Consider the following 23,058-nt stretch of genomic DNA (forward strand, 5'->3'; position numbering starts at 1 on the left):
TTTTTTCCTTTTTTCGCCTTTTACGGAACAGGATCATAGCCTCCCTTGCAAAAAGGATTGCATCTGAGAATTCTTTTTATGGCGAAATAAAGCCCTTTTACAGGCCCGTATTTTAAAATTGACTCCATTGCATAGGCAGAACAACTGGGAGTATATCTGCAGCACGGAGGAAACAGAGGAGAAATACAAACTTGATAGAATCTTATAAAAAGAATAAGAAATTTTATAAAAAAATTTCTTATTCCCTTAACAAGCCAGCTTTTTTGCATAATGTCTTAAATTGTCTGCACCGCGAAAGGAACGAGTCATTTCCGGGATATACTAAAAAAAGAATATCAAAACCGGTGTTCAGGTGCGATTTAAAAAAACGATATGTTTCACGGCTATAGCGCTTGGATTTATTTCTTTCAACAGCGTTTCCATAGCCACGGGGAAGAGGAAAAGCAATTCTGTTAAAATTCATATTGTTTCTGGCGAAAAAAATTTTCGCGCCAACTATACTGAATCTCTTCCCTGTTTTGAAAAGTTTCTGGATGTCGGCAAAGCGCTTTATATGCTCTTGTCTTCTAAAACGCCCTGTTTTATTCAAGTCCGTATCCATCCTTTTTTCTGATAAATCAGTAAGGCTTCTTTTCGTCAGAAACAGTCAATTTATAGCGGCCTTTTGCTCTTCTTCTGGCAAGAACCATACGTCCGCCGCGTGTTGCCATGCGCGCACGGAATCCAAATTTTCTATTGCGCTTTACTTTGCTAGGCTGATATGTACGTAACATAATAAGACTCCTATATAAATAAAAATATTTTCAAAATTAGTAGAGCAGATATTATCATTATTTTTCAACATTAGTCAACATACTTTTTTTCAAATCGTCAAAAAGAACTTTCAACTCAGGAGGAAGCTCCTTTCTTTCTTTTTCCGCGGAATTTTTGGCTTCGCTGACTCCGTAACGCCTGTTTATATTTTCCTCTTCCTCCATTTGCATTTCCATTTTTCTAAAAACACTGTCACACTCATTTTTGGGCTGTGAATTTTCCTGTGATTTCAAGCGGAAAGCGAGCGTCTTGAATTCTATTCTGGGAAATTTCATTTTGAGTCCGGTGAGAATATATTTTTTATGCATCTGTATAAGAGAAATCCATCCAGGATGATCCGCCTCTACAAAAAGAATTCCGTTCTTCAGGTCAACAACCCTGCTGTGTCCCGCCATGTTGGCTCCTTCATTCGGATTTGAAGAGCTTTTTATTCTTGAAAGAATTCTTTTCCACTCATCATAAATATTGATGGAATTTACAGCATCTTCAGTTTTAAGAGAGCCGAATACATCTGAAATCACTTGGCCAAACGAAAGTATATCGCCATTCATTCTGAATCCATCCATTCGCCGTTTTTTATCTGATAAACTTTTGTGTTTTCCCTTTTGTAATTTGAATAAGGCTCTCCCGGAAGAAAAGTGCAGAAAAGCTGGTCATATTCAGGAAGAAGAGAAGTAACTTTCTGTCTTTTTTCAGGGTCAAGCTCAAGCATGACATCATCCATAAGAAGAACCGGCTTTCTTGAAGTAATCTGCCTATAAAAAACAGCCTGTCCTGTTCTTAAAATCAGGGCTATAAGCCTTTTCTGCCCGGTGGAGGCAGTAGGAACAAAAGGCATTTTATCCTTTTCAAATACAATTTTATCTCTGTGGGGCCCGCTTAACGATGAGCCCATAATTTTTTCCTGCTCCCTCGATTTTTTCAGGCCGAAAACGACTTCATCAACAGAAGGTACATTTTCCTGGCTTTTCCATGAAGGAATGTATTTTATTGAAACTCCGCTGATTCCTGTAACCTGCTCATACAGATTTCCAAAAAACTGGTTAAACCTGAACACCGCGTTTTTTCTTTTTTTCTGTATTTCAAGTCCGTTCTGCGCAAGCTGAAAATCATAGGCATCAAGAAGACCAAACTGTCCTTCCTTCAGGCTCATATTGCGGCTCTTTAAAATTCTTTTATATTTTCTCATGACATCGATATAAAAAACATCATACATGCTGAGGGACTGGTCTATAAAAAAACGCCGCCTTTCAGGAGAGCCGACAGCAAAATCCAAATCCTCGTGGCTGTAAAGAACACACGGAACTGTATTCACAAGCTCTTTTCTGTCATGAATAATTTTTCCGTCCTTTTCTATTTTCTTGGATTTTTCTTTTATTATGATTGAAGTTGTATGAGAATTTCCTGAATCCTCTCTGAAAAGACACCTAACGCTCATTTCAGATTCATTTTTTCTTATGATTTCCGAGTCGACATGAGTTCTGAAAGAAGAAGCGTATGCAGAATAATAAAGGCTTTCAAGAAGATTGCTTTTTCCCTGTCCGTTCTTTCCTACAAAGAAAACTTCCCTGGAGGACAAGTCTATAGTTCCATTGAGAAGATTTCTGAAATTATAGGTGGAAAGAGAAAGAAACGGCATCTTCCGCTTTTTCTATTCCTTCTGCATAGGCATTATTATGTGGAAATAATCCTCTGACGGCTCAGGGCGCATAGTAACAGCCTTCATTTCCTCTGTGAATTCAAACATTATTTTTTCTGAGCCCATGAATTTCAAAGGCTCCTCGATGTAGCGGAAATTCACTGCGATTGTGTAAGACTGTCCCTGGTACTGGCACGGAATTTCCTCATCCGCGCTTCCCATATCTGACTGCGAAGAAGTGATTTTTAAAATTCCATCAGAAATATTGAAGAAAATTCTTCCTGCCTTTTTGTCAACCATAAGGGAAACACGCTTCATGGCATCCACTAAATCCGTCTTGTAAACCAGAAAACTGTACAGCTGCTGGCTTGGAATAACCCTTTCATAATTCGGAAACTGTCCCTCAAGAAGAACCGCGCCAAATTTATACTGTCCAAACTTGAAGAAAATCATTTTATCAACAACCGCGATAAAAATGTTTCCCTCCTCAGGGGCATGCTTCTGTATTATGTTAAGAATTTTAGGATGAACTATTGCAGATGGAAATTCGCTTATTCCGGCAAGAATCGCCTTTGAAATAAAACTCAGCCTTCTTCCGTCCGTAGCTACCATGTTGAGATTATCGCCTTTTTTCTCAAAGAAAACACCGTTCATGAAATAGCGTGTTTCATCCTCGCTTACAGCAAACGATGTCTGGGAAATCATTTCCTTTATGTCCTTTGAAGAAACCTCAAAATAAGGCACATTCTCGGCTGAATAAAATTCCGGGAATTTTTCCTGGGACATGCTTTTCATCTGGAATTTTATTTTTTTATCAACAGGCTTTATAATTACATTTATGGACTGATCTTCGCCTTCCTTTTTTTCCTGGTTGAATTCAATTTCTCCGGAAGGCAGCGAATTCAAAATTCCAATGAATTTATCACAGTAGACAGTCGTCGTTCCCTCGGAAATAACCTGAACCGGAATCTGCGTTTCAAAGTTGACTTTTATATCAGTGGCCTTTATAACCAGCCTGTTGTCAGCTGCTATTATGAGAATATTTGACAAAATGGAGCCTATGTTCTTTGTAGAAATTATTTCCTGGGCTATGGAAATTTCTTTAATCATCATGTCTCTGTCAAATGTAAATTTCATATATTTCTCCCATAAAAAAATTTTATATAAATTTTCTAAAAATTTCAGTTTTTAATTACAGCTATACAAATCTGCATAATTATGCAGACAGATGAATTTTTATGCACATCCTCTTAAATTTATAAATTTATAAATTTTAGTAATAGTAGTAATAGTGCCTGTGGATTTATGGAAAAGTAAGTTTTCTTCTTGAAATAAAAGAAAATAAGCTGTGCAAAACTAAGCAAAGTTAATTCACTTTTTTTCCACAAATTCACTTTTTTTATAAAACTGCTATTTTTTCCACAGGATTGTAACATATTTGAAAATAGTTTTCCACTGAAATCAAAGCCTCTTGTATTCTTTTATTTCCTTGATAAGGAGCTCTACTGTTGAATTCAGGCTTTCGTCAGTTTTAAGCTGGGTATCTATGGTGTTGAAGCTGTGCATTATAGTTGAGTGGTCTTTTCCCCCGAATTCAGCTGCTATTTCATTAAATGACGATTCTGTGAGGATTCTGGATATATATATAGCGATATGCCGGGAATAAGCGATTTTCTTGTTTCTCTTTACGCCCTTTATGTCGCTCAGTGAAATATTGTAGTGGTTTGCAACTACCTTTTGAATTGTATCTATTGAGATTGAGCTGTCTGAAATTTTGCTTATATTGTCGCTCAGGAGTTTTTTTGCAATGTCGATTGTAAGATTTTTCTGAAGAAGCTCAGCATAGCCTATCATCTTGTCAAGACAGGCGCCCAGCTCGCGCACGTTTGACTGTATGTTTTTGGCTATGAAATCTGTCACTTCTTCTGGCACTGTTTTATTCTTCAGCTCGAGTTTTTTCAGAAGTATTGCCTTTCTTATTTCATAGCTTGGAGGCTGAAGATCTATTGTTGTTCCCATTGAGAATCTTGATTTTAGCCTGTCTTCAATTCCGTTCAGTTCCGAGATTGGACGGTCGCAGGTGAATACAATCTGCGCGTGTGTTCTGTAAAGCTCCTCGAATGTATAGAAAAGTTCTTCCTGCGTTTGAATTTTGTCTTCAAGAAAATGTATATCGTCCAGGAGAAGAACATCAAGTTTTCTGTATTTATTCTTGAATTTTTCAGAGGTTCCATCTCTTAAAGAAAAAGTGAATTCATTTAGAAAATTTTCTGCGCTTATATAGCATATTTTTATGTTGTCTTTTCCCTCTGGAGGATTATTGTAGATGTAGTTTCCTATTGACTGCATGAGGTGGGTTTTTCCAAGTCCTACACCTCCGTATATTAAAAGCGGATTAAACCTTCTCCCCGGTTCTTTTGCAGCTGCGAGGGACGCGCTGTAGGCGAATTCGCTGTTTTCTCCCTTTACGAATTTTTCAAATGTGTAGTCTTCGCTCAGCTGAGGATGAATTTTAAATGAGGGTACAGAATTTTGAATTGGTTCTTTTTCTTCATGGATGGGTTTATTCTGTGAATTATCGGGTACAGTTTTGGGTACAGAATTCATGGAAACAGATGAATTCTGGGGGCTGCTTGTTCTTTTTTTCACTATATATGAAAGATTTATGTTCTGGCCTGTTAGTTCAGCTATCTTTGTTTCAACTGCGTTTATATAGCCTCTGTTAACCATGGTTGTCCACATGAAATCAGAGGGTACAGATACAGTTATAGTTTCTATTGTGTCCTCTACATATTCCATATTGAACCAGAGCTTGAATTCTGATTCAAGTCCTTTCTGCTTATATTCTTCATGGATTTGTTTTAGTGCTTCCTCCCAGAAAGCAAGGTAGTTCTGTTCGCTCATAACATACAATTATACTCTGTCTTTACTTTTTTCTTCAATATGAGTATACTTATTTTTCAATTTATTTCTATTTTATATATATCTCATTTTGAGAAATTTTGGAGTTTTTCATGTCTGAGGAGAATAATCAATACGGAGCTGGAAGCATTCAGGTTTTGAAAGGGCTTGAGGCTGTTAGAAAGCGCCCTGGAATGTACATAGGTTCCGTATCAATAGACGGTCTTCATCATCTTGTGTATGAAGTTGTGGACAACAGCATTGATGAGGCAATGGCCGGATATTGTAAAAAAATAACTGTTGCCCTTGAAAAAGACGATATATGCAGGGTTGAAGATGACGGACGTGGAATTCCGGTTGACATTCACCCGACAGAGCACATATCTGCCCTTGAGCTTGTTCTTACGCGCCTTCATGCCGGAGGAAAATTCGACAAGTCAAACTACAAGGTTTCAGGAGGTCTTCACGGAGTAGGCGTTTCCTGCGTGAATGCTCTTTCTGAATGGATGGAAGCTTTTGTATACAAGGACGGAAAAAAATATCAGCAGAAATATTCTATGGGAATTCCTAAAAGCGCTGTTGAATGTGTTGGGGAAACTTCTCTTCATGGAACTATAATAAGGTGGAAAGCGGACTCGTCTATCTTCAAGGAAACAACTACTTACAATTTTGATGTTCTTTCTTCAAGGCTCCGCGAGCTGGCTTTTTTGAATCCCGGAATAACCATAGTTTTCCGCGATGAACGCCTTGAAAATCCAAAGGAAGTTGTTCTTCAGTTTGAAGGCGGAATAAATGAATACATAAAATTTCTCAATAAAGAAAAAAAAGTCATTCCGGAAGAGCCTATTTTCATTTCCGGGGAACAAAATGATATCATCACAGAAATTTCAATGCAGTATAACGAAGGTTATGAAGAAAATATTTATTCCTATGTAAATGACATAAACACTCACGAAGGCGGAACTCATCTTGATGGTTTTAAAAATGCCCTTACTTTCGTTTTGAATAAAGCATTAGACAACAACGAAAGTCTTTTTAAAAAATTAAATCCAAAAATAAACAAAAACAAAAAAAATAACGATTCGGACAAGAAAAAAGAATTAAAAATTGAACGCCTTACTGGTGATGATGTCAGAACTGGTATTTCAGCAGTTATTTCAGTAAAAGTCCCTGACCCTTTGTTTGAAGGCCAGACAAAACAGAAACTCGGAAATACAGAAGTTCGTACAGTTGTTTATTCGCTTGTTTCAGAAAAGCTTACGCTTTGGTTTGAACAGAATCCTCAAATTTGCAATATGATTCTTGAAAAAGCCGTTAACGAAGCGTTAGGAAGAATTAAAGCGCGCAAAGCTATTGAAACAAACCGTAAAAGCGGAATGGATTCTTTCGGGCTTCCTGGAAAGCTTGCAGATTGCTCTTCTAAAAGACCAGAGGAATGTGAAATATACATCGTCGAAGGAGATTCTGCCGGCGGTTCAGCAAAGCAGGGCCGAAATCCAAAAACACAGGCAATTCTTCCGCTTTGGGGAAAAATGCTTAATGTTGAAAAAGTCAATTCTTCAAAAGTCATAAGCAATGACAAACTTATGCCTGTAATCGCTTCATTAGGAACTGGAATCGGCAAAACTTTTGACATCGAAAAACTTCGCTATCATAAAATCATCATTATGGCCGATGCCGATGTCGATGGTGCGCATATTTCAACCTTGCTCATGACTTTCTTTTTCCGTTTCATGCCTCAGCTTATTGAAAACGGATATGTTTATATTGCCATGCCTCCTCTTTATCGCGTCGAATATAAGAAGCAGAAATTCAAAAAATTTGTTTTCTCTGATGAAGAAAGAGATTGCGCTCTCGAAGAACTCGGAGAAAACCGCGTTAAGGCAGAAGTTCAGCGTTACAAAGGTCTCGGTGAAATGGAATGGCAGGAGCTGAAAGAAACTACAATGTCTCCTGAAAATCGCAAAATGAAACAGGTAAAAATTACAGATGCCCAAAAGGCAGACCAGATTTTCTCTGTTCTCATGGGAGATGACGTTGACCCTCGCCGCAAATTCATCGAAGAAAATGCTGAATATGCAACATTGGATGTTTAATAAAATAGTTAGGATTTGAAAATGATTGAGAGAATTAAATATGAAGAAAAACAGACGCCAGAAGGCGGTTTTGTTTTAACTGCACCGATTGAATACGAAATGCAGCGTTCTTTTATCGACTATTCTATGTCAGTTATCGTTGAACGCGCTTTGCCTGATGTTCGTGACGGTTTAAAACCTGTTCATCGCCGTATTCTTTACGCTATGTCAGAAGAAGGCCTGGTATCTGGCGGTAAAACAAAAAAATGTGCAACTGTAGTCGGTGATGTACTTGGCCGTTACCATCCTCATGGAGATGCTTCTGTTTATGATGCGATGGTTCGTCTTGGACAGGCTTTTTCTTTAAGATACATGCCTGTTACAAAGCAGGGAAACTTCGGAGGAATTGACGGTTCTCCTGCGGCCGCATACCGTTACACTGAAGCAAAAATGTCAAAAATTGCCGAAGTAATGGTTGAAGACATAAAAAAAGATACAGTTGATTTCAACCCGAACTTCGATGATACAAGAGTTGAACCAAAAGTTCTTCCGGCGGCATTTCCGTTTCTTTTGTGCAACGGTTCAACAGGTATTGCTGTTGGTATGGCTACAAATATGCCTCCCCATAATCTCAGGGAAATTGGAGAAGCAATCTGCGCATATATAGATAATCCTGAATGTACCATAGAAGATTTAATGCAATATGTTAAAGGCCCTGATTTTCCAACCGGAGGAATAATTTTTGGTAAAAAGGGAATCATTGACGCTTATAAAACAGGTCGCGGAAAAATCTTAATTCGAGCAAAATTTACAATCGAAGTCGACACCAAAGGAAAAGAAAAAATTGTATTCACAGAAATTCCTTATCAGACAAGAACTACAGATCTTGTTTCAAAAATAGGTGAACTTGCTCACGAGGGTGTAATAGAAGGTATCGAAAGAGTAAACGACGGAAGCCATGGAGATGAAGTCCGAATTGAAGTTGACCTTAAAAAATCTGCGATTGCGAAAATTGTCATAAATCAGATTTTTGCTAGAACCGCTTTACAGTCCAGTTACGGTATAATAAATCTTGCTTTAGTTCCTTCAGGAAACGGACTTGTTCCTAAGATTTTAAATTTAAAACAATTAATAAAGCATTTTGTTGAGCATCGTGATCAGGTTATCACACGCCGAACAAAATTTGAGCTTGCCGCTGCAAAGAAAAAAGAACATATTCTTGAAGCGAAAATCATTGCGGTTGATTGCGTAGATGAAGTTATTAAGATTATCCGTTCAAGTAAAGATGAAGCTGAAGCCAAGAAACGGCTTGAAGAAAGATTCAGTTTTGATGAAGAACAGAGCCAGGCAATTATAGATTTGCGACTTGGTGTTCTTACATCTTTGCGCATTGATGAACTGAGATTTGAATTGGAACAGGTTCGTTTAGAAATTAATCGCCTTGAAGATATTCTTGCTCATCACGAAAAGATTTTGGCTATCATAAAAGAAGAAACAAATTCCATTGTAGAAAAGTTTGGCGATGACCGGCGGACTGATATTATTTCAAACGAATTGGAACAGATTAATGTTGAAGATATGATCAAAGAAGAAGGCATGGTTGTTATGATTTCCAAACTTGGTTATATAAAGCGTGTTTCTGTGAGCCAGTACAAGAGCCAGGGAAGGGGAGGAAAGGGAACCATATCTGCCAAGCTTGTTGAAGAAGATTACATAAACCAGATGTTTGTGGCTTCAACTCATGACTATCTGATGTTTATAACAACTGAAGGAAAGGCATACTGGATAAAGGTTCATGAAATTTCAGAGGCTTCAAAAACAAGCCGCGGCATCAACATAAAGAGCCTTCTTTCAGTGAGCGCAAATGAGGATATTACTGCAATAGTAAGCCTCAAGGAATTCTCGGAGCAGAACTACTTGTTTATGGCAACCGCCAACGGAGTTGTAAAGAAAACTCCTACAATCGATTTCAGAAATGCAAAGTCCCGCGGAATGCAGGCGGTTCGCCTTGATGAAGGGGATACTCTTGTAAGTGCTATTCTCTCCACCGGAAAGGACGAGCTTCTTCTTGTAAGCCGCCGCGGACAGGCTCTTAGAATCAGCGAGGAAGAAGTCCGCCCTATGGGAAGAGCCAGCCGCGGTGTCGCAGGCTTGAAACTGTCAGAAGGCGACGAGCTTTGTTCTGCCATAAGGATTTATACAGAGCCGGATTCAAAAATTCTTGTGGTCACGGAAAAGGGCATAGGCAAGAGAGTTGATTCAGCTGAATTCAATGCCCATGGCAGAGGAACCAGCGGACAAAAGATATTTGGAAATGTAGAGAACAAGGGGGAAATTATCGGAGCTCTGTGTGTGCGTGATACTGACAGTGTTATGTGCATTACAAGCCAGGGAACTTCTGTCCGTGTCGCCGCCAGGGATATAACTGTCCAGGGACGAAGCGCCAGCGGAATAAAGGTTGTTTCCATAACTGATCCTGACTATGTTGTTGGCGTTGACCGTATTGCCAATGATGAAGAAGAAAAAAAATAAATTTCTTTATCAAAAGATACTGATTAACTTTTAAGCCATATTGAATACTGGATAATCTGAGTGCAGGTTATTCAGTATTTTTTTTGCTATGTCCGTAAAAAGTGTTGCTATTTAAAAGTGCGATTTGCCAAGCCTTCATTTACAAGTTCTTGAATATCCCTCCAAGAACTTCTCATAGCGTCCCAGTTTGTTTTATCGCCTTGTGTATAAGAACGTGTAGGGGTTTCTTTTGCCCATTCAATTATGTTTGAAGCAATTTTTGTTAATGGTTCGTCGCTTGAGTCTACAACTTTTAGGTCTTCTGGGGTTTCAGGACACTTTTCATCAACGATTTGAAAACGACTATGTATTTTCTTGTCTGCCGACCATACATGTGCATGTGGTGGATTACTATTATTCTTATCAATCGTACTTCCAACAGTAACAATTATTCCATACTGGTCGCTTGGTAAGCAGTGCACCGCCATTTCTGTAAAATGTAATGCATTATTTATTTGATTTGTTTCATAAACTTCTTGAAACAGTTTTTCTTTTTCCATACTATCTACCTCTTCCAACTTTAAATATTAACATAGTGCGAATTTTCTAATTGTCAACTAAAAAACAACACTTTTTACGGACATAGCCTTTTTTATATGAAGATGATATTGATTTTATACTAAATTTTTGTGAAATTTATTAAATTCAAATTTGTTTAAATTTTGTATTAACTTTATTTAAATATAGTTGTTTTTATCCCTGTATGTTTCACATGAAACATTTTTCCCCATGTTTTCCACAAAAAGAATAGTTTTAAGTTAAAACTGAAAAATAAATATACTTTGTTGTATTATAAGGAATTAGAAAGTTTGTTTTATTAATTTCTGTGATTTTACTGAGAAAAATCCATAGTTTTTCCACAATATAGGTGTTTCACGTGAAACATTTTGAATTTGAAGGAAACTTTCGGAATGACTCTGTAAATTTTTCTTTTTTGATGTGTTTATTTTTCAAAGAAATTATATCTGGCATTTTAGGCTAAAAAAGAAATGTTTGTGGATGTTTTAATATTCCGAAGCTTGCATCGTATGAGGGTTTCTTTTTAAAAATCAACATATCTCAGTGCTTTCGGCAAGGTTGTTAATTTGTTGTTTAGAGAAATGTTATTGGAAGTGTAAAAAATGTTTTGTGATTTTACTGTTATAGGAAAACTGAATTTCTTTAATATTTATGCAAATAAAAAAAACTATGTTTCACATGAAACATAGCTTTTCATAAAATCAGAAAGTTGATACTTTAACAGGGGAAATCCTAAAAAAGCCTTAATACTTTTGAGCACCTTCCAGGATTCCATTTTTCCCTGCGTTCATTTGGGAGAGTTGATATATTTGAAGGTTTGAATCCTAAATTTTCAAACCAATCTGCCGTTTTTGTTGTAAGTAAAAATAGCCCCTTGGATTTTTTCTCTTGTGCCTGTTTCACAAGAAACTGAATTATTCTAGGCCCGATTCCTATGTGTGAACAGTTTTTCTCTACTGCAACGCCTGCAATTTCCATTTGTCCATCAGGGTAGGGTATGAGAGATGCACAGGCACGGATTGCTCCGTCGATTTCATATACAATAAAATTTTCCAGCTGAAGCAAAAGCATTTCCTTGGTTCTTGGAAGAAGAATTCCAGAGTCGACAAATGGCTGCATTACACTTAATACAGCTGGAATGTCTTCTTTTTGCATTGGCCGTATTTTTCCATAGTTTCTGCTGTATATCATTGTTCCTGAGCCTAGATCGCTGAATATTTCACATGGAACAACTCCATCTATTGAGCCGTTTAAAATATGAACTCTGTCCACTCCCTGAATACAGGCTTTTTTAGCTTTTCTTAATAGGTTGAAAATTTTTTCTCTGGAATATTCACTGTTTGTTTCACGTGAAACTTTTTCATCATATATTACCAAACGTTCGGTAGAATTTGCATTTTTTTCACTGGAATTTACCGATAGTTCGTTTGTTTTCAGGAATAATTCAACTTCCTCAAGGTTTAAGGCTGGAATATTGCCTTCGGGAGAAAGACCTGTGTTTTTGGGAATTATAAAATTTCTTTCGCTTATTTCTGCGCCTGGAGCAAGAAAAAAGAGTTTGTCAGCGTTTAGATTGACTGCTATCTGCTCCGAAAGCTCTATGGAAGAGATGTTGTAAGGCTTTCCTGCTATGCTCCATCCAATGCATGGAAAAATAGGGATAAAGCCGTTGTCCAGGATGGTTCGGATTGCATCGTCTTGCAGTTTTTCTATTTCTCCGCTTGTGCCGTAGTCGAATCCGTCAATGACACCTTTTCCTCTTGCCCTGACCCAGTTTCCGATAACGGCAGTCTTCTTTTCTCCTGCAAGCGCTGTCATAATCTGGTTTGAAACTTCAAAGGCGGCTGTTTTTATAAGTGGCATCGCTTCCTGGCCTGTAACCCGGCAGTCACAGTGTGTTTGCCATTTTATATGGGCTGAAGAAAGAACATTGTCTATTTTGCGGCTTGCTCCGGGAACAAGTATTATTTTCAGTCCGGCTTCGTGAATCAGGCTTATATCCCGTATGTGGTTTAGGAAATGAGGGCTTTCAATAAGGGCATCGTCCATGTAGATGACAACGAGCGCATCCTTGAATTTTTTTATGTAGCGGATGACATCGCGGATTCTTTCCGCTTTTTCATGAATAATTGTTTCTTCCATAATTTCTAGTATTGCGAAGGTTGAAAAAACTGTCAATCATTGAAAATATTGGTGAAAGTCTAAAAAATTCAGTTTTGCAATGGATTTATAACAAATTGTTATAAATTAACTTTTGCCTGTTATAATGACAGCCTTGAAATCATATTTATCCCTGAAAAAACAGATAGCCCTATAGACACATAATCTGAAATATGATAATATTAAAACCCTAAGGGCTCTTAGCTCAGCTGGTACGAGCGTCTGGTTTACACCCAGAATGTCGGGGGTTCGATCCCCTCAGAGCCCATAAAGACTTCATGCATTGCATGGGGTCTTTTTTTTCGCATTTTTAGAATTAGAGCAATTTCAAGGCCGGGAGTAGTTTCTGAATGAAAAGCCAGCTTACAACTTTGTGCTATATTGAAAGAGATGACAGCTATCTGATGCTTCACAGAATTTCCAAGAAAAATGACATAAACCATGACAAGTGGATTGGTGTCGGAGGACATTTTGAGCCGGGAGAAAGTCCCGAGGATTGTCTTCTGCGCGAAGTAAAAGAAGAAACAGGTCTTGTGCTTCGTTCTTTTTCTTTCCGCGGAATTGTCACTTTCTTATCTGATGATGATCCTGCGGAATATATGTGCCTGTATACAAGCGATGATTTTTCAGGCGAATTGATCGAGTGCGACGAGGGGAAGCTTGAGTGGATAAAAAAATCTGATTTCAAGAAGCTTGAGCATTGGGAAGGCGATTTGATTTTTCTTGATCTGATAGAAAAGGGCGAGCCGTTTTTTTCGCTGAAACTTGTCTATAAAAAAGGAAGTCTTCAGCAGGCATTTCTTAATGGAAAAAAGATTCGCTGAAGAAAATAACAGAAGGATTTTTTTATGAAGCGCTGAATATCAGAAGCGATAAATCAGCGCCTAAAATGAAGCTACCGGTTTTTCAGAAGGGCTGCAAATGGATTGTATGTTTCACCGTCATCGTCATTGCTGTGCGCGGAAAAATAGGAATCCGCATTGTCCTGCTCTTCGCTTGATGAAGTCGGGGCAAGCGAAATTCTTTTTTCCTGGGCATCGACTTTTTCAACGGTGACAGGAAAGATTTCTCCGGGGGTATACTTTTTCTTCAGGTTTGTGCCTCTGTCGACATTCAGTTTTGATATATGCACAAGCCCGTCGATTCCAGGCGCAAGGTTTACAAATATTCCGAAATCCGCCACACGCGAAATTTTTCCTTCGGTTTTTAATCCGGCGGGAAACTGCTTTTCTGCGTTTTCCCAGGGGTCTGTTTCAAGCTCCTTTGCTGAGAGGGAGACTTTTTCATGCTGCCAGTCAGCCCTGATGATTTTTGCTGTTATCTCCTGTCCTGGCTTCAGAACATCAAAAATGTTTTCCACCCTTGCATGCGAAATTTCAGAAACCGGAAGAAGCGCCTGGAATCCGTTTAAATCCACAAAGGCTCCGTAGGATTCAACTGACAGGATTTTGCCTGTAACGGTCATGCCGGCTGTGTATTTCTGCGAGAGAGTTTCAAGCTCTGCTTTTGACTGTTCCTCAAGAAATGCCCTGTTGGAAAGCACGATGTTTTTTCCGTCGTTCTTGTACTCCTGGATTTTAAAAGTGAGGTGCTGTCCTATATATTCCGCCGGCTCCTTGCGCTGTCTGTATCCCATCTGGGAATAGGGACAGAATGCGCGGGTTGTACCCACTGTCACTTCAAAACCGCCTTTTATTTCCTTTGTTACATTGCCTTCTACGGGTACACCGTTTCTGAATGCATTTTCAAGAAAATCTTTTCCTGCGTTCTGTCCTGAAAGTTTTGTGGTGAAGTGGAGCTCATCGTTTTTTCCGCCGAGAAAGTAAACCCGAATTCTGTCACCTTCTTTTACGGAGCAGTTTCCGTTTTCATCGCAGAATTCAGCCTTGCTCACAAAACCTTCGCTCTTGAGTCCAAGGTTGATAAAAACTGTATCACCTGAAACTGCGGCTACAGTTGTTTCAATCATCTGTCCCTGCTCATATAAATTTTTCATTTTTGTTTCCTTGTTGATAAAATTTTTGGATGCGCTTATTCAGTGTCAACCTGCGCTTCCCTGGAATTGTAGAATGAATTTGAAAGAAATTCAATTTCGGCGGAATCAGAATTCCCTGTAGTTTTCGCTCAGGTCTTCTTCAAGCCACAGAGAGATTTTTTCTATGGTTTCTGAAAGCTTCTTGCTCCGGTTTTTTCCTGTGATTGAACATTCCCACACGACGGCGACTCTGTAGCATCTGTCGAGATATGCGGCGGCTATTTTCCTGTCGCGCTCGATGTTTCCGCTGATTTTTTCTTCCCAGTAGGAAATGTTTGTCTTTGGAAGGCGGAACAGTTTGCAGCCTCTGTGTCCATGCCAGAAGCATCCGTGGATAAAAAGCACTGCATTGTACCGCGGAAGAAAAATGTCAGGAGTTCCAAGATAACGCCGGTCGTTTTTTCTGAATCTGAATCCAGCCTTGTGAAGCGCGCTTCTGAGGAAAATTTCAGGCTTTGTATCCCTGCTGTGAATTCTAGACATGTTTAGGCTGCGCTGTTCCCGGCTTACAGTGTCCATGGCATTTTTCCAATTAAAAGCGATTTTTAGAAGTTTTCTTATGGTACTTCCGGGCGGAGGAAAATGCAAGTGCCGCTTTTGTCTTTTCTTGTACAAGTAAACATAAAGTGTTAAAATGTCATCATGAATACATTTGTTGCTCTTTGTGCTGTCGGCGCGGAAAAAATTCTTGGAAATGAAATAAAGCATCTGGGGTATACTCTGGCAGGAAACGCTCCTGGCAGGGTTTCTTTTATCGGCGACGATGATGCCCTTTACCGCTCGAATCTTTGTCTTAGGACAAGCGACCGTGTGTATATGCAGATGGCCCGCTATAAAGCTGATACATTTGATGATCTCTTTGAAGGCTGCTTCCGTGTTGACTGGCAGGATTTTTTCAGGAAGGATGTGCGCGTAGTTGTGGACAAGGTGCGTGTTTACAAGAGCCGTCTGAACAGCGAGCATACAATACAGTCAATGATTCAAAAGGCGATTTATACAAAGCTCAGCGATGTCTGGAGAATGTCTTCTCTGCCTGAATCCGGAGCTGAGGCGGATGTGCGTGTGTACATGGAGCGCGATGAAGCTGTGATTCTTCTTGATACCAGCGGACAGCCTCTGCACAAGCGGGGATACAGAACAGAAAGTGTCAGCGCTCCCCTTAGGGAAACAACCGCGGCCGTTCTTCTGCAGGAAATGCTGTGGCGCAGGAAAATTCCGCTTCACGATCCTTTTTGCGGAAGCGGAACAATTACTGTGGAGGCTGTTCTCTATGCGCATAATGTGGCTCCGGGGCTGGGAAGAAATTTCGCCTATGAAAATCTTCCGATATACAATGAAAAGCGCGCGCTCGATATAAAGCGTAAGGAAGCCGGAAAAATCAGAACGGATGTTGAGTGCCATATATCCGGCAGCGATGTGGATTCATTTGCAGTTGAGTGCGCTAGAAAAAATGCCGAGCATGCCTGCTCAATGGCGGGAAGAGCTCTTCAGCTTATAGGAAGCGATATGCGGATTGAGCGCCCTGAGTTTTTTGTATCCGATTTTTCTGATGTTCATCCAGACAGGGAAAACGGCCTTGTGCTCTGCAATCCCCCGTACGGCGAGCGTCTTGGAGATGAAAAGCACGCGGAATCTCTTTACCGCAGCATGGATTCTCTTTTCTTGAATTTCAAAGGCTGGCAGATGGGCGTAATAACAAACTGCAAGTCTTTTGAGGATTTCCTTGGAAAAAAAGCTTCCGCTGTAAAGCCTCTGAAAGCTGGAAATTTGGACACTTCACTTTATATTTACAGGTAGAACTATGGCGATTGTTGTTGAGCATGAAAAGCGCAAGCGGGAAATTCTTGAAAAGTCATTTCAGCTTTTTATAGAAGACGGCTACGAGGATGTTACTTACCAGAAAATCGCGGACAAGTGCGGCATTACCAGGACAACTCTTTATATTTATTTCAAGAACAAGCGGGAAATTTTTCTCTGGAGCATAAAGCAGCTCACAAATGATGTCGAGCAGGAAATTGTAGACATTATCAGGGATGAGCAGATAGATTCTGTGGAATGTCTGAAGAGAATTTTTCTTAGGATAATAGCAGTCGCTGAAAAGAACAGGGAATTTTTCCAGGTGCTGAAAATGTATCTGGTTCAGCTTGAGAAAAGCGGCGTTGATATAAATGACCGCGTGACAAGACGTGTAATCCGCATCCAGCATCTGATGACAACGGTTCTTATACGCGGACAGAAAAGGGGCGATATAAAAAAGCTTCCGCTGAAGGAAATGAATAATCTGCTTTACTGTCTTCTTGAAACTTCTATTTTCCGGCTTGGAATTCTAAGCCAAAAAAATCTTGACGAGATGCGCGGGACTGTTCAGTTTGTCATAGAGCAGTTCAGGGCGGAGCAGGGGGAAAAATGAATTTTACGGGCTTGATTCCATCGTTTTTAATCTGCACAATTCCAATTCTTGCCGCTCTTGCATGCATGCTTGTTCTGATGAAGGACTTCCGTCTTGTATATGGATTCGGCGCTGTTTTTCTGGGGCTTTTTTCTGTTGTTCCGATTGCCGTGATACAGTTTTTTCTGGACATCAAGGCGGATTCTTTGTTTTCTATTCTATTGAAAAGCATTCTTATAAACGGTTTTGTGGAAGAGTTTATAAAGATGATTTTCCTTTTTCTTTTTCCGTGCAAGAAGATGTCCCTGAAAGTTTTTTTTGCCTGTGCGCTTCTGAGCGGACTTTCCATAGGCTGCTTTGAAACTCTTGTCTATATAGCTTCAGGAATTCACCGCCTTGAGCTGAGATTTTTTACAGCGGTTGTGATTCATTCATGCTGCGCGGGTCTTTCTTCGCTGTTTGTCTTCAATATAAAGAATGGCTCTGTGCGGATTTATCCTTTTGTTCTTTCAGTTCTGCTTCACGGCGTTTACAATTATTTTGCGGGCTTCAGGATGGACAGCGTGTTCTTCTGGTTTTCGCTTGCTGTTGTGGTTGTTTCTGTTGTGGAGTGCAGAATCCGCTACAGGGCGATGGCTCCGGAAGGGCTGCTGCTTTTCAGCTGATTTCATGAGCAGCCGCTGCATGTTCCCCAGATGTTTGTCTGGACTTTTTTTGCAGTGAATCCGTGCGGAAGGAAATCCTGCGGGCTTCCTGTTGAGCCTGCTATGTCAAATATTTTTCCGCATTTTGTGCATTTGAAGTGCAGATGATTTGAAGTGTCCGCGTCATAGCGCAGTTCACCGTCTTCGATTGTGATTGTCTGCACAAGTCCGCATTCGGAAAACTGCCTTAAAGTGTTGTAGACTGTGGTGCGCGATAAAGTCGGCATTTTGGGCGAAAGCGAAGTGTAAATTGTATCTACTGTCGGGTGAACAGGATTTTCTGCAAGAAATTTATATATCGCCATTCTCTGGATTGAGGGGCGGATGTTTTTTTCTTCAAGCATGGCTGCGATTTTGTCTTGGTTCATTTTTTTTATCCTGTTTTTGTTATGATTGTCCTGGAAAATTCTGTTTTTCCGAGGCGGGGTTGAAATTTTGAAGCTGCGCTCCGGCAGTGTTCCGGAGCACAGACAAGTGTATCAGCTGAAATAACGCTTCATTATTCCGTTGAATCCTGCTCCATGGCGAGCTTCGTCTTTTGCCATTTCATGGACTGTATCGTGAATAGCATCGTAGCCGAGTTCCTTTGCGCGCTTTGCAAGCTGAAGCTTTCCGTCACAGGCGCCGGCTTCTGCATCTGCTCTCATCTGGACATTTTTCTTTGTTGAATCTGTGAGAACTTCTCCGAGAAGCTCTGCGAATTTTGCGGCATGCTCTGCTTCCTCAAATGCATAGCGCTTGTATGCCTCTGCGATTTCAGGATAGCCTTCGCGGTCTGCCTGGCGCGACATCGCAAGATACATTCCGACTTCTGAACATTCGCCCGCAAAATTTTCACGCAGACCCTTTACAATTTCCTCATCAAGACCCTTTGCGGAGCCTACCTGGTGCTCGCATGCAAATCCCTTTGTTTCCTCCATTTCTTTAAATGCATTTTTCGCGTGGCAGACAGGACATTCTTCCGGCGCATTGTCACCTGTGTGAACATATCCGCATACTTTGCAGACCCATTTCTTCATAATTTCCTCCTGAGATTTTATAAACTTTTGAGTGTTTATAAATTTGTATTGATTACAATAATATTATTATAATCAATTCGCCCTGTCAACAAAAATTTGACAAATTCATATTATGCCCTTAGAATAAAAGTATCGGAAAACGCTTGTTTTTCATAAGATTCTCCTCGTGAAGGGATTGTCTGATAAGTACACAATGTTTGATTTACGGGAACCTCGAAAAATGCATTGTACTTTTTAGGCAATCCTTTCTTTTAAATTCGTCCTCCTTTCTTTTCTTTGGATGAAACCCCTGGAATGTTGTAACCATTCAAAATTAAGTATATAATGCTCAAATATGCCTGGAATCGAAAATCCCCTGATTGTTCAGTCTGATAGAACTCTTTTGCTGGATGTACATTCTCCGCGCGCCGGGGAGTGCAGGGCTGCTTTGATTCCGTTTGCTGAGCTTGTAAGTTCTCCGGAGCATCTCCACACATATCAGATTTCTTCTCTTTCACTTTGGAACGCGGAAAGCTCAGGATTTACGGGAAGCCAGGCGATTGAGGTTCTGAGGGAATTTTCGCGCTATGAAATTCCTGACAGCGTGGCGGTCTGGATAGAGGAAACTTCCTGCCGTTTTGGAAAGCTGCGGCTTGTTCCAGGACCTTCTGTAAAACCTGAAGGCTGCGGAGAGGCCTGCGAGGAATATCTTTATCTTGTTTCGAATTCGGAATCTGTTTTCAGGCAGATTGAGATGAATGCGTTTGCCCGGAAATTTCTTGTTTCGTGCGAATGTTCCGCTGAATTTTCGCAGGGGCTTTCAGAAAATGAAAGGCAGTTCTGCTTCAGGCTTCTTCTTACAGACCGGGGAATTGTCAAGCAGAATTTGCTGAAGCTTGGATGGCCTGTGAAGGATGATGTTCCCCTTCAGGATGGAATTCCGCTTGATATTTCCATAAGAACTGAAACATTGTCGGGAAAGCCCTTTGAAGTCCGTCAGTACCAGAAGGAAGCTGCCTGTGCGCTTGTTGGAAACAGGGGGCCTGGAACGGGATTCGGCACGATTGTGCTTCCGTGCGGCGCAGGCAAGACGATTGTCGGCATGGAAATAATGAGCCTTTTAAAGACAAACACACTTATTGTGACAACGAATATTACTGCTGTGCATCAGTGGATCAATGAGCTTCTGGACAAGACATTTTTGGATGCGTCGCAGATTGCAGAGTACACAAGCGAGTGCAAGGAAATAAAGCCCGTGACTGTGGCCACTTACCAGATTCTTACATGGCGCCCAGACAAAAACGGGCCTTATCCGCATTTTTCCCTTTTCCGCAGAAACAACTGGGGGCTTGTGATTTATGATGAGGTTCACATGATTCCGGCTCCGGTTTTCAGGATTGCGGCGGAGCTTCAGGCTGTAAGGCGCGTTGGGCTTACGGCGACACTTGTGCGCGAGGACGGATGCGAGGGGCATGTGTTTTCCCTTGTAGGGCCAAAAAGATACGATGTTCCATGGAAGGAGCTTGAAAAGGCGCAGTGGATTGCCAGGGCTGAATGTGTTGAAGTACGGCTTACGCTTTCCGGCGAAAAGGAGCTTGAGTATGCTGTTGCTGGAAACCGCGAAAAATATAGGATTGCAAGCGAAAATCCGCTGAAAATCAAAGTTGTCCAGGAGCTTGTGGAGCTTTTTCCGGGAGAGAAGATTCTTATTATCGGGCAGTTTTTGTCCCAGCTGGAAAAAATTGCGGCTCTTTTATGCGTTCCGATTATCACGGGAAAAACAAAAAATTCCGAGCGCGACAAAATTTATTCTGATTTCCGCACGGGAAAAATCCGGGTCCTTGTTGTGAGCAAGGTTGCAAATTTTGCGATTGACTTGCCGGACGCGAGCATGGCTATCCAGATCAGCGGTACATTCGGCTCCAGGCAGGAAGAGGCTCAGCGGCTTGGAAGAATTCTTAGGCCAAAGGAAAAAGTTTCAAGATTTTTTACGCTGATTTCGCGCGGAACTATTGAAGAGGATTTTGGAAGCAACCGCCAGAAATTTCTTGCTGAGCAGGGCTATTCATACAGGATAATACGCTACGACGGAAAGGAAAGCTTTGCGGAGCTTGACGAGCCTCTTGGCATTGAAGGATGCGGCCTATGAGTTTGGATGAGAAGGTTCAAAAAATAATCCAGTGGCGTGAAAGCTTCTGCACGTTGCCCGACACCTTTTTTTTTGACATAGTCCGCATTTATCTTGGCGAAGTTAAAACTCCGTATAACAAGCAGAAGCTGGCGGAAGAGCTGGGGGCTTTTCTGCGCCGCCCGGAAATCAGGAGCGCAATAATTCAGCTTTTGGATGACTGTGACATACAGATTCTTTCTGCGGTTAAATTTCTGAATGAGCCGGATGTCGCCAAGCTTGAGCGTTTTTTTTCCTCTATGCCGCAGAATTCTCTTTACCGGACTATAGCAAGCCTTGAAGAGCGGCTTTTGATTTATCCTGTGAAAAATGAAAATTCCGGCAAAATTGAACTGCGGATAACTCCCTATCTTGAGGAGGAGCTTTCCACTGTTCTGAGCCTGGGGATTTTGATAAGCCCCGAGCGGAAATCGGATTTCCCGGCGCAGCAGGCAAAAATTTCCCCGGAGCTGATTGCGGCATTTTTTTGCTATATTTCAGAGCATCCTGATATCTGCAAATACAGCGGCGGCCTGAAAAAAAAGGCGGATTCAGAGCTGGCGGAAATATTCCAGGAAAACTACAGCAGGGAATTTTTTGAGCTTCTCTTCAGGGCTTTGAAGAATCTTCATCTTGTAAATGAAAACAGCGGGGACAGGGGATTTTCTGTTGACTGGCGGCGGCTTGAGCAGTTTTCCTCCCTGAATTTTGGAAACCAGCTTTCTTATATCTGCGCGGCCTGTGCTGGCTCTTTTTCCCGGAGCACGGTTTTGTCAAATGCGGCGGTTTTTTTTGAAACCCTTTCAGCGCTGGGAAGCGGAGTCTACACAAGACAGAAAATTCTTCAGACTGCATTTTTGCTTGAGGATAGAAATTCACGCGGCAGGGGAACTTCTGTGAGCCGGTTTTCTCGGATTGTCGCGCAGGGCTCTGCCAGCATTGTTTTTTCTTCCTCTGTGAATTTTATGGAAGTGATGCTTGACTGCGCGGAGGAGCTTGGAATTATTGATTCTGCCTTTGAAAACGGAAGGGAAGTTTTTTCTGTGAATCCTGTTTTTGCAAAAAATGAGGCGCATGGAATTTTGAGTATCGACGCCGGATTTTCTGTGACGGTAATGCCGGGCTTTCAGCTTTGCGAGCTTGTTCCGCTTGTGAAATTTCTGAGCGTAAGGCACTGTGATACAGCCGCCAAATTTGAAATCACCAGGCGTTCTGTTCTCAGGGCTTTTGATCTTGGAATGAAAAAGGAGCAGATTGTCAAAACGCTGGAATCTCATTTTTCTTACGGGCTGTCCCAGAATCTGCTTGTTTCCATTGAGGAGTGGTCGGAGTCCTACAGCTCTGCATCGCTCTATAAAGGCTATGTTTTGAAGCTCCGTCCTGAAAACGCTCCTCTTTTTGAAAAAAAGCTTTCTTCGTTTATAGCCGAAAATCTTGCGCCGGGAATTTATCTGATGAATTTTTCTTCGGATGAGCAGGCCCGGGAATGTATGGAAAAAGCCGGCTTTGATTTTGTGGGGAATATAAAGTCTGCGGAAAAGCCTTCGGCGGCGGCGGGTTTTCCTGCGATTTCCGCTGACAGACAGCCCGCTGAATTTTCATCCGGCATTTCGGCTTCTGAAGAAAAAAACGGAACGGCTGCTTCGGAAATTCTCGGCGGTCTTGAAAAGCATCTTCTGGAGCTTTCTCTTTCTTCCGAGCAGAAGGAAGGGCTTGAGGACAGAATCAGGCGGCGGGTTGTTCTGAGTGCGGATCAGCTCCGCCCGGAAAGTGTCAAATTTGAGCTGACAGAAGCCAGCGGAATGAATTTCACGGGAAAGCTCAGAATTCTTGAGAGCGCGATTCAGGACAGAAATCTGGTTGAGCTTGAAATGTCGACCACAAGGGAAATTCTTGTGGGGCTTCCAAGGGCTGTTTCAAAAAATTCAGCTCTTTTTCTGGCATGCAAGAATCCTGATACAGGGGAAACAGAAAATTATGAAATATCAATCGCTCTGATTTCAAAAGTAAAAAAAATCAGAAACTCTGCTTCGCTTTTGAATTTAAGCGCAATGCAGGGAGGATAAAAATTGCATTTTGAGATTTTC

21 protein-coding genes and 1 tRNA gene are annotated in these 23,058 nt (G+C 41.0%); 9 read left to right on the forward strand and 13 right to left on the reverse strand.

What is annotated here, in order from left to right; all coding sequences use genetic code 11:
* Positions 1-20 precede the first annotated feature (20 nt).
* The 7 genes from yidD to dnaA form a co-directional block, all read right to left on the reverse strand.
* Positions 21-269: a membrane protein insertion efficiency factor YidD gene (gene yidD, locus ACI4L0_RS07670; RefSeq protein ID WP_439799577.1), complete on the reverse strand. Its 249-nt coding sequence runs from the start codon at positions 267-269 to the stop codon at positions 21-23.
* Positions 239-601, reverse strand: a complete 363-nt coding sequence (gene rnpA / locus ACI4L0_RS07675; RefSeq protein WP_439799578.1) for a ribonuclease P protein component — start codon at positions 599-601, stop codon at positions 239-241. Before rnpA ends, yidD begins: the two co-directional genes overlap by 31 nt.
* Positions 602-617: 16 nt before the next feature.
* Positions 618-773 (reverse strand): 50S ribosomal protein L34, encoded by a 156-nt coding sequence (rpmH, locus tag ACI4L0_RS07680; protein ID WP_013700286.1) that lies wholly within the window; start codon positions 771-773, stop codon positions 618-620.
* 57 nt (positions 774-830) lie between these two features.
* Positions 831-1,364: a DUF721 domain-containing protein gene (locus tag ACI4L0_RS07685; RefSeq protein WP_439799579.1), complete on the reverse strand. Its 534-nt coding sequence runs from the start codon at positions 1,362-1,364 to the stop codon at positions 831-833.
* The gene (recF, locus tag ACI4L0_RS07690) at positions 1,361-2,452 is read right to left on the reverse strand and encodes a DNA replication/repair protein RecF (protein ID WP_439799580.1); all 1,092 of its coding nucleotides are present in this window, start codon (positions 2,450-2,452) and stop codon (positions 1,361-1,363) included. The genes ACI4L0_RS07685 and recF overlap by 4 nt, the downstream gene beginning before the upstream one ends.
* Before the next feature lie 12 nt (positions 2,453-2,464).
* Positions 2,465-3,589 carry a DNA polymerase III subunit beta gene (gene dnaN, locus ACI4L0_RS07695; RefSeq protein ID WP_439799581.1) on the reverse strand — a complete coding sequence of 375 codons (1,125 nt, stop codon included), beginning with the start codon at positions 3,587-3,589 and terminating at the stop codon, positions 2,465-2,467.
* A gap of 324 nt (positions 3,590-3,913) precedes the next feature.
* Positions 3,914-5,356 (reverse strand): chromosomal replication initiator protein DnaA, encoded by a 1,443-nt coding sequence (gene dnaA / locus ACI4L0_RS07700; RefSeq protein ID WP_439799582.1) that lies wholly within the window; start codon positions 5,354-5,356, stop codon positions 3,914-3,916.
* Positions 5,357-5,466: 110 nt separating this feature from the next.
* Here dnaA and gyrB point away from each other — a divergent pair, with 110 nt between their 5' ends.
* On the forward strand, positions 5,467-7,449 hold the full coding sequence (gyrB, locus tag ACI4L0_RS07705; protein WP_439799583.1) for a DNA topoisomerase (ATP-hydrolyzing) subunit B: 1,983 nt from the start codon (positions 5,467-5,469) through the stop codon (positions 7,447-7,449).
* Between the two features lie 21 nt (positions 7,450-7,470).
* Complete coding sequence (gene gyrA / locus ACI4L0_RS07710; RefSeq protein WP_439799584.1) at positions 7,471-9,960, forward strand: DNA topoisomerase (ATP-hydrolyzing) subunit A; 2,490 nt, start codon at positions 7,471-7,473, stop codon at positions 9,958-9,960.
* A gap of 107 nt (positions 9,961-10,067) precedes the next feature.
* Here gyrA and ACI4L0_RS07715 read toward each other — a convergent pair whose 3' ends face one another.
* Positions 10,068-10,499 (reverse strand): hypothetical protein, encoded by a 432-nt coding sequence (locus ACI4L0_RS07715; RefSeq protein WP_439799585.1) that lies wholly within the window; start codon positions 10,497-10,499, stop codon positions 10,068-10,070.
* Positions 10,500-11,250: 751 nt separating this feature from the next.
* A complete protein-coding gene (argA, locus tag ACI4L0_RS07720) occupies positions 11,251-12,660 on the reverse strand; it encodes an amino-acid N-acetyltransferase (protein WP_439799586.1) in 1,410 nt (469 codons plus the stop codon).
* 212 nt (positions 12,661-12,872) lie between these two features.
* Between argA and ACI4L0_RS07725 the strand changes: the two genes are divergently transcribed.
* Positions 12,873-12,946: transfer RNA gene (locus ACI4L0_RS07725), tRNA-Val, on the forward strand.
* Positions 12,947-13,028: 82 nt separating this feature from the next.
* Entirely contained in the window at positions 13,029-13,502 is a 474-nt protein-coding gene (locus ACI4L0_RS07730) for an NUDIX hydrolase (protein ID WP_439799587.1), read from the forward strand.
* 71 nt (positions 13,503-13,573) lie between these two features.
* Here ACI4L0_RS07730 and ACI4L0_RS07735 read toward each other — a convergent pair whose 3' ends face one another.
* Both ACI4L0_RS07735 and ACI4L0_RS07740 read right to left on the reverse strand, forming a co-directional pair.
* A complete protein-coding gene (locus tag ACI4L0_RS07735; protein ID WP_439799588.1) occupies positions 13,574-14,674 on the reverse strand; it encodes a 30S ribosomal protein S1 in 1,101 nt (366 codons plus the stop codon).
* A 105-nt stretch (positions 14,675-14,779) separates the two neighbouring features.
* Entirely contained in the window at positions 14,780-15,232 is a 453-nt protein-coding gene (locus tag ACI4L0_RS07740; RefSeq protein ID WP_439799589.1) for a very short patch repair endonuclease, read from the reverse strand.
* Positions 15,233-15,355: 123 nt separating this feature from the next.
* On the opposite strand from ACI4L0_RS07740, the gene ACI4L0_RS07745 reads away from it, so the two are divergent.
* From ACI4L0_RS07745 to ACI4L0_RS07755, 3 genes are read left to right on the forward strand one after another with little or no spacing between them, the layout of a single operon-like run.
* Positions 15,356-16,510 carry a THUMP domain-containing class I SAM-dependent RNA methyltransferase gene (locus tag ACI4L0_RS07745; RefSeq protein ID WP_439799590.1) on the forward strand — a complete coding sequence of 385 codons (1,155 nt, stop codon included), beginning with the start codon at positions 15,356-15,358 and terminating at the stop codon, positions 16,508-16,510.
* A 4-nt stretch (positions 16,511-16,514) separates the two neighbouring features.
* On the forward strand, positions 16,515-17,123 hold the full coding sequence (locus tag ACI4L0_RS07750) for a TetR/AcrR family transcriptional regulator (RefSeq protein ID WP_439799591.1): 609 nt from the start codon (positions 16,515-16,517) through the stop codon (positions 17,121-17,123).
* Positions 17,120-17,767 (forward strand): PrsW family glutamic-type intramembrane protease, encoded by a 648-nt coding sequence (locus tag ACI4L0_RS07755; protein ID WP_439799592.1) that lies wholly within the window; start codon positions 17,120-17,122, stop codon positions 17,765-17,767. The genes ACI4L0_RS07750 and ACI4L0_RS07755 overlap by 4 nt, the downstream gene beginning before the upstream one ends.
* 2 nt (positions 17,768-17,769) lie before the next feature.
* Here the strand turns inward: ACI4L0_RS07755 and ACI4L0_RS07760 are convergent, their stop codons facing one another.
* Both ACI4L0_RS07760 and ACI4L0_RS07765 read right to left on the reverse strand, forming a co-directional pair.
* Positions 17,770-18,174: a Fur family transcriptional regulator gene (locus tag ACI4L0_RS07760; RefSeq protein ID WP_439799593.1), complete on the reverse strand. Its 405-nt coding sequence runs from the start codon at positions 18,172-18,174 to the stop codon at positions 17,770-17,772.
* A 111-nt stretch (positions 18,175-18,285) separates the two neighbouring features.
* On the reverse strand, positions 18,286-18,825 hold the full coding sequence (locus ACI4L0_RS07765) for a ferritin family protein (protein ID WP_439799594.1): 540 nt from the start codon (positions 18,823-18,825) through the stop codon (positions 18,286-18,288).
* A gap of 334 nt (positions 18,826-19,159) precedes the next feature.
* Between ACI4L0_RS07765 and ACI4L0_RS07770 the strand changes: the two genes are divergently transcribed.
* Positions 19,160-20,953 carry a DNA repair helicase XPB gene (locus ACI4L0_RS07770; RefSeq protein ID WP_439799595.1) on the forward strand — a complete coding sequence of 598 codons (1,794 nt, stop codon included), beginning with the start codon at positions 19,160-19,162 and terminating at the stop codon, positions 20,951-20,953.
* Positions 20,950-23,037, forward strand: coding sequence for a helicase-associated domain-containing protein (locus ACI4L0_RS07775; RefSeq protein ID WP_439799596.1), 2,088 nt, complete (start codon positions 20,950-20,952; stop codon positions 23,035-23,037). Before ACI4L0_RS07770 ends, ACI4L0_RS07775 begins: the two co-directional genes overlap by 4 nt.
* Positions 23,038-23,058: the final 21 nt, after the last annotated feature.

The sequence above is a fragment of the Treponema sp. genome (assembly GCF_051883275.1).
GTDB lineage: Bacteria > Spirochaetota > Spirochaetia > Treponematales > Treponemataceae > Treponema_D.

What these genes read in the sequence shown, in the direction of transcription:
- ACI4L0_RS07735 (WP_439799588.1), bottom strand. Translation starts at nt 14,674, where the DNA reads ATGAAAAATTTATATGAGCAGGGACAGATGATTGAAACAACTGTAGCC.
- ACI4L0_RS07745 (WP_439799590.1), top strand. Translation starts at nt 15,356, where the DNA reads ATGAATACATTTGTTGCTCTTTGTGCTGTCGGCGCGGAAAAAATTCTT.
- ACI4L0_RS07740 (WP_439799589.1), bottom strand. Translation starts at nt 15,232, where the DNA reads ATGGACACTGTAAGCCGGGAACAGCGCAGCCTAAACATGTCTAGAATT.
- yidD (WP_439799577.1), bottom strand. Translation starts at nt 269, where the DNA reads ATGCAAAAAAGCTGGCTTGTTAAGGGAATAAGAAATTTTTTTATAAAA.
- gyrA (WP_439799584.1), top strand. Translation starts at nt 7,471, where the DNA reads ATGATTGAGAGAATTAAATATGAAGAAAAACAGACGCCAGAAGGCGGT.
- argA (WP_439799586.1), bottom strand. Translation starts at nt 12,660, where the DNA reads ATGGAAGAAACAATTATTCATGAAAAAGCGGAAAGAATCCGCGATGTC.
- dnaN (WP_439799581.1), bottom strand. Translation starts at nt 3,589, where the DNA reads ATGAAATTTACATTTGACAGAGACATGATGATTAAAGAAATTTCCATA.
- ACI4L0_RS07715 (WP_439799585.1), bottom strand. Translation starts at nt 10,499, where the DNA reads ATGGAAAAAGAAAAACTGTTTCAAGAAGTTTATGAAACAAATCAAATA.
- ACI4L0_RS07775 (WP_439799596.1), top strand. Translation starts at nt 20,950, where the DNA reads ATGAGTTTGGATGAGAAGGTTCAAAAAATAATCCAGTGGCGTGAAAGC.
- rnpA (WP_439799578.1), bottom strand. Translation starts at nt 601, where the DNA reads ATGGATACGGACTTGAATAAAACAGGGCGTTTTAGAAGACAAGAGCAT.
- ACI4L0_RS07765 (WP_439799594.1), bottom strand. Translation starts at nt 18,825, where the DNA reads ATGAAGAAATGGGTCTGCAAAGTATGCGGATATGTTCACACAGGTGAC.
- ACI4L0_RS07755 (WP_439799592.1), top strand. Translation starts at nt 17,120, where the DNA reads ATGAATTTTACGGGCTTGATTCCATCGTTTTTAATCTGCACAATTCCA.
- rpmH (WP_013700286.1), bottom strand. Translation starts at nt 773, where the DNA reads ATGTTACGTACATATCAGCCTAGCAAAGTAAAGCGCAATAGAAAATTT.
- dnaA (WP_439799582.1), bottom strand. Translation starts at nt 5,356, where the DNA reads ATGAGCGAACAGAACTACCTTGCTTTCTGGGAGGAAGCACTAAAACAA.
- recF (WP_439799580.1), bottom strand. Translation starts at nt 2,452, where the DNA reads ATGCCGTTTCTTTCTCTTTCCACCTATAATTTCAGAAATCTTCTCAAT.
- ACI4L0_RS07730 (WP_439799587.1), top strand. Translation starts at nt 13,029, where the DNA reads ATGAAAAGCCAGCTTACAACTTTGTGCTATATTGAAAGAGATGACAGC.
- ACI4L0_RS07770 (WP_439799595.1), top strand. Translation starts at nt 19,160, where the DNA reads ATGCCTGGAATCGAAAATCCCCTGATTGTTCAGTCTGATAGAACTCTT.
- ACI4L0_RS07760 (WP_439799593.1), bottom strand. Translation starts at nt 18,174, where the DNA reads ATGAACCAAGACAAAATCGCAGCCATGCTTGAAGAAAAAAACATCCGC.
- ACI4L0_RS07685 (WP_439799579.1), bottom strand. Translation starts at nt 1,364, where the DNA reads ATGAATGGCGATATACTTTCGTTTGGCCAAGTGATTTCAGATGTATTC.
- ACI4L0_RS07750 (WP_439799591.1), top strand. Translation starts at nt 16,515, where the DNA reads ATGGCGATTGTTGTTGAGCATGAAAAGCGCAAGCGGGAAATTCTTGAA.
- gyrB (WP_439799583.1), top strand. Translation starts at nt 5,467, where the DNA reads ATGTCTGAGGAGAATAATCAATACGGAGCTGGAAGCATTCAGGTTTTG.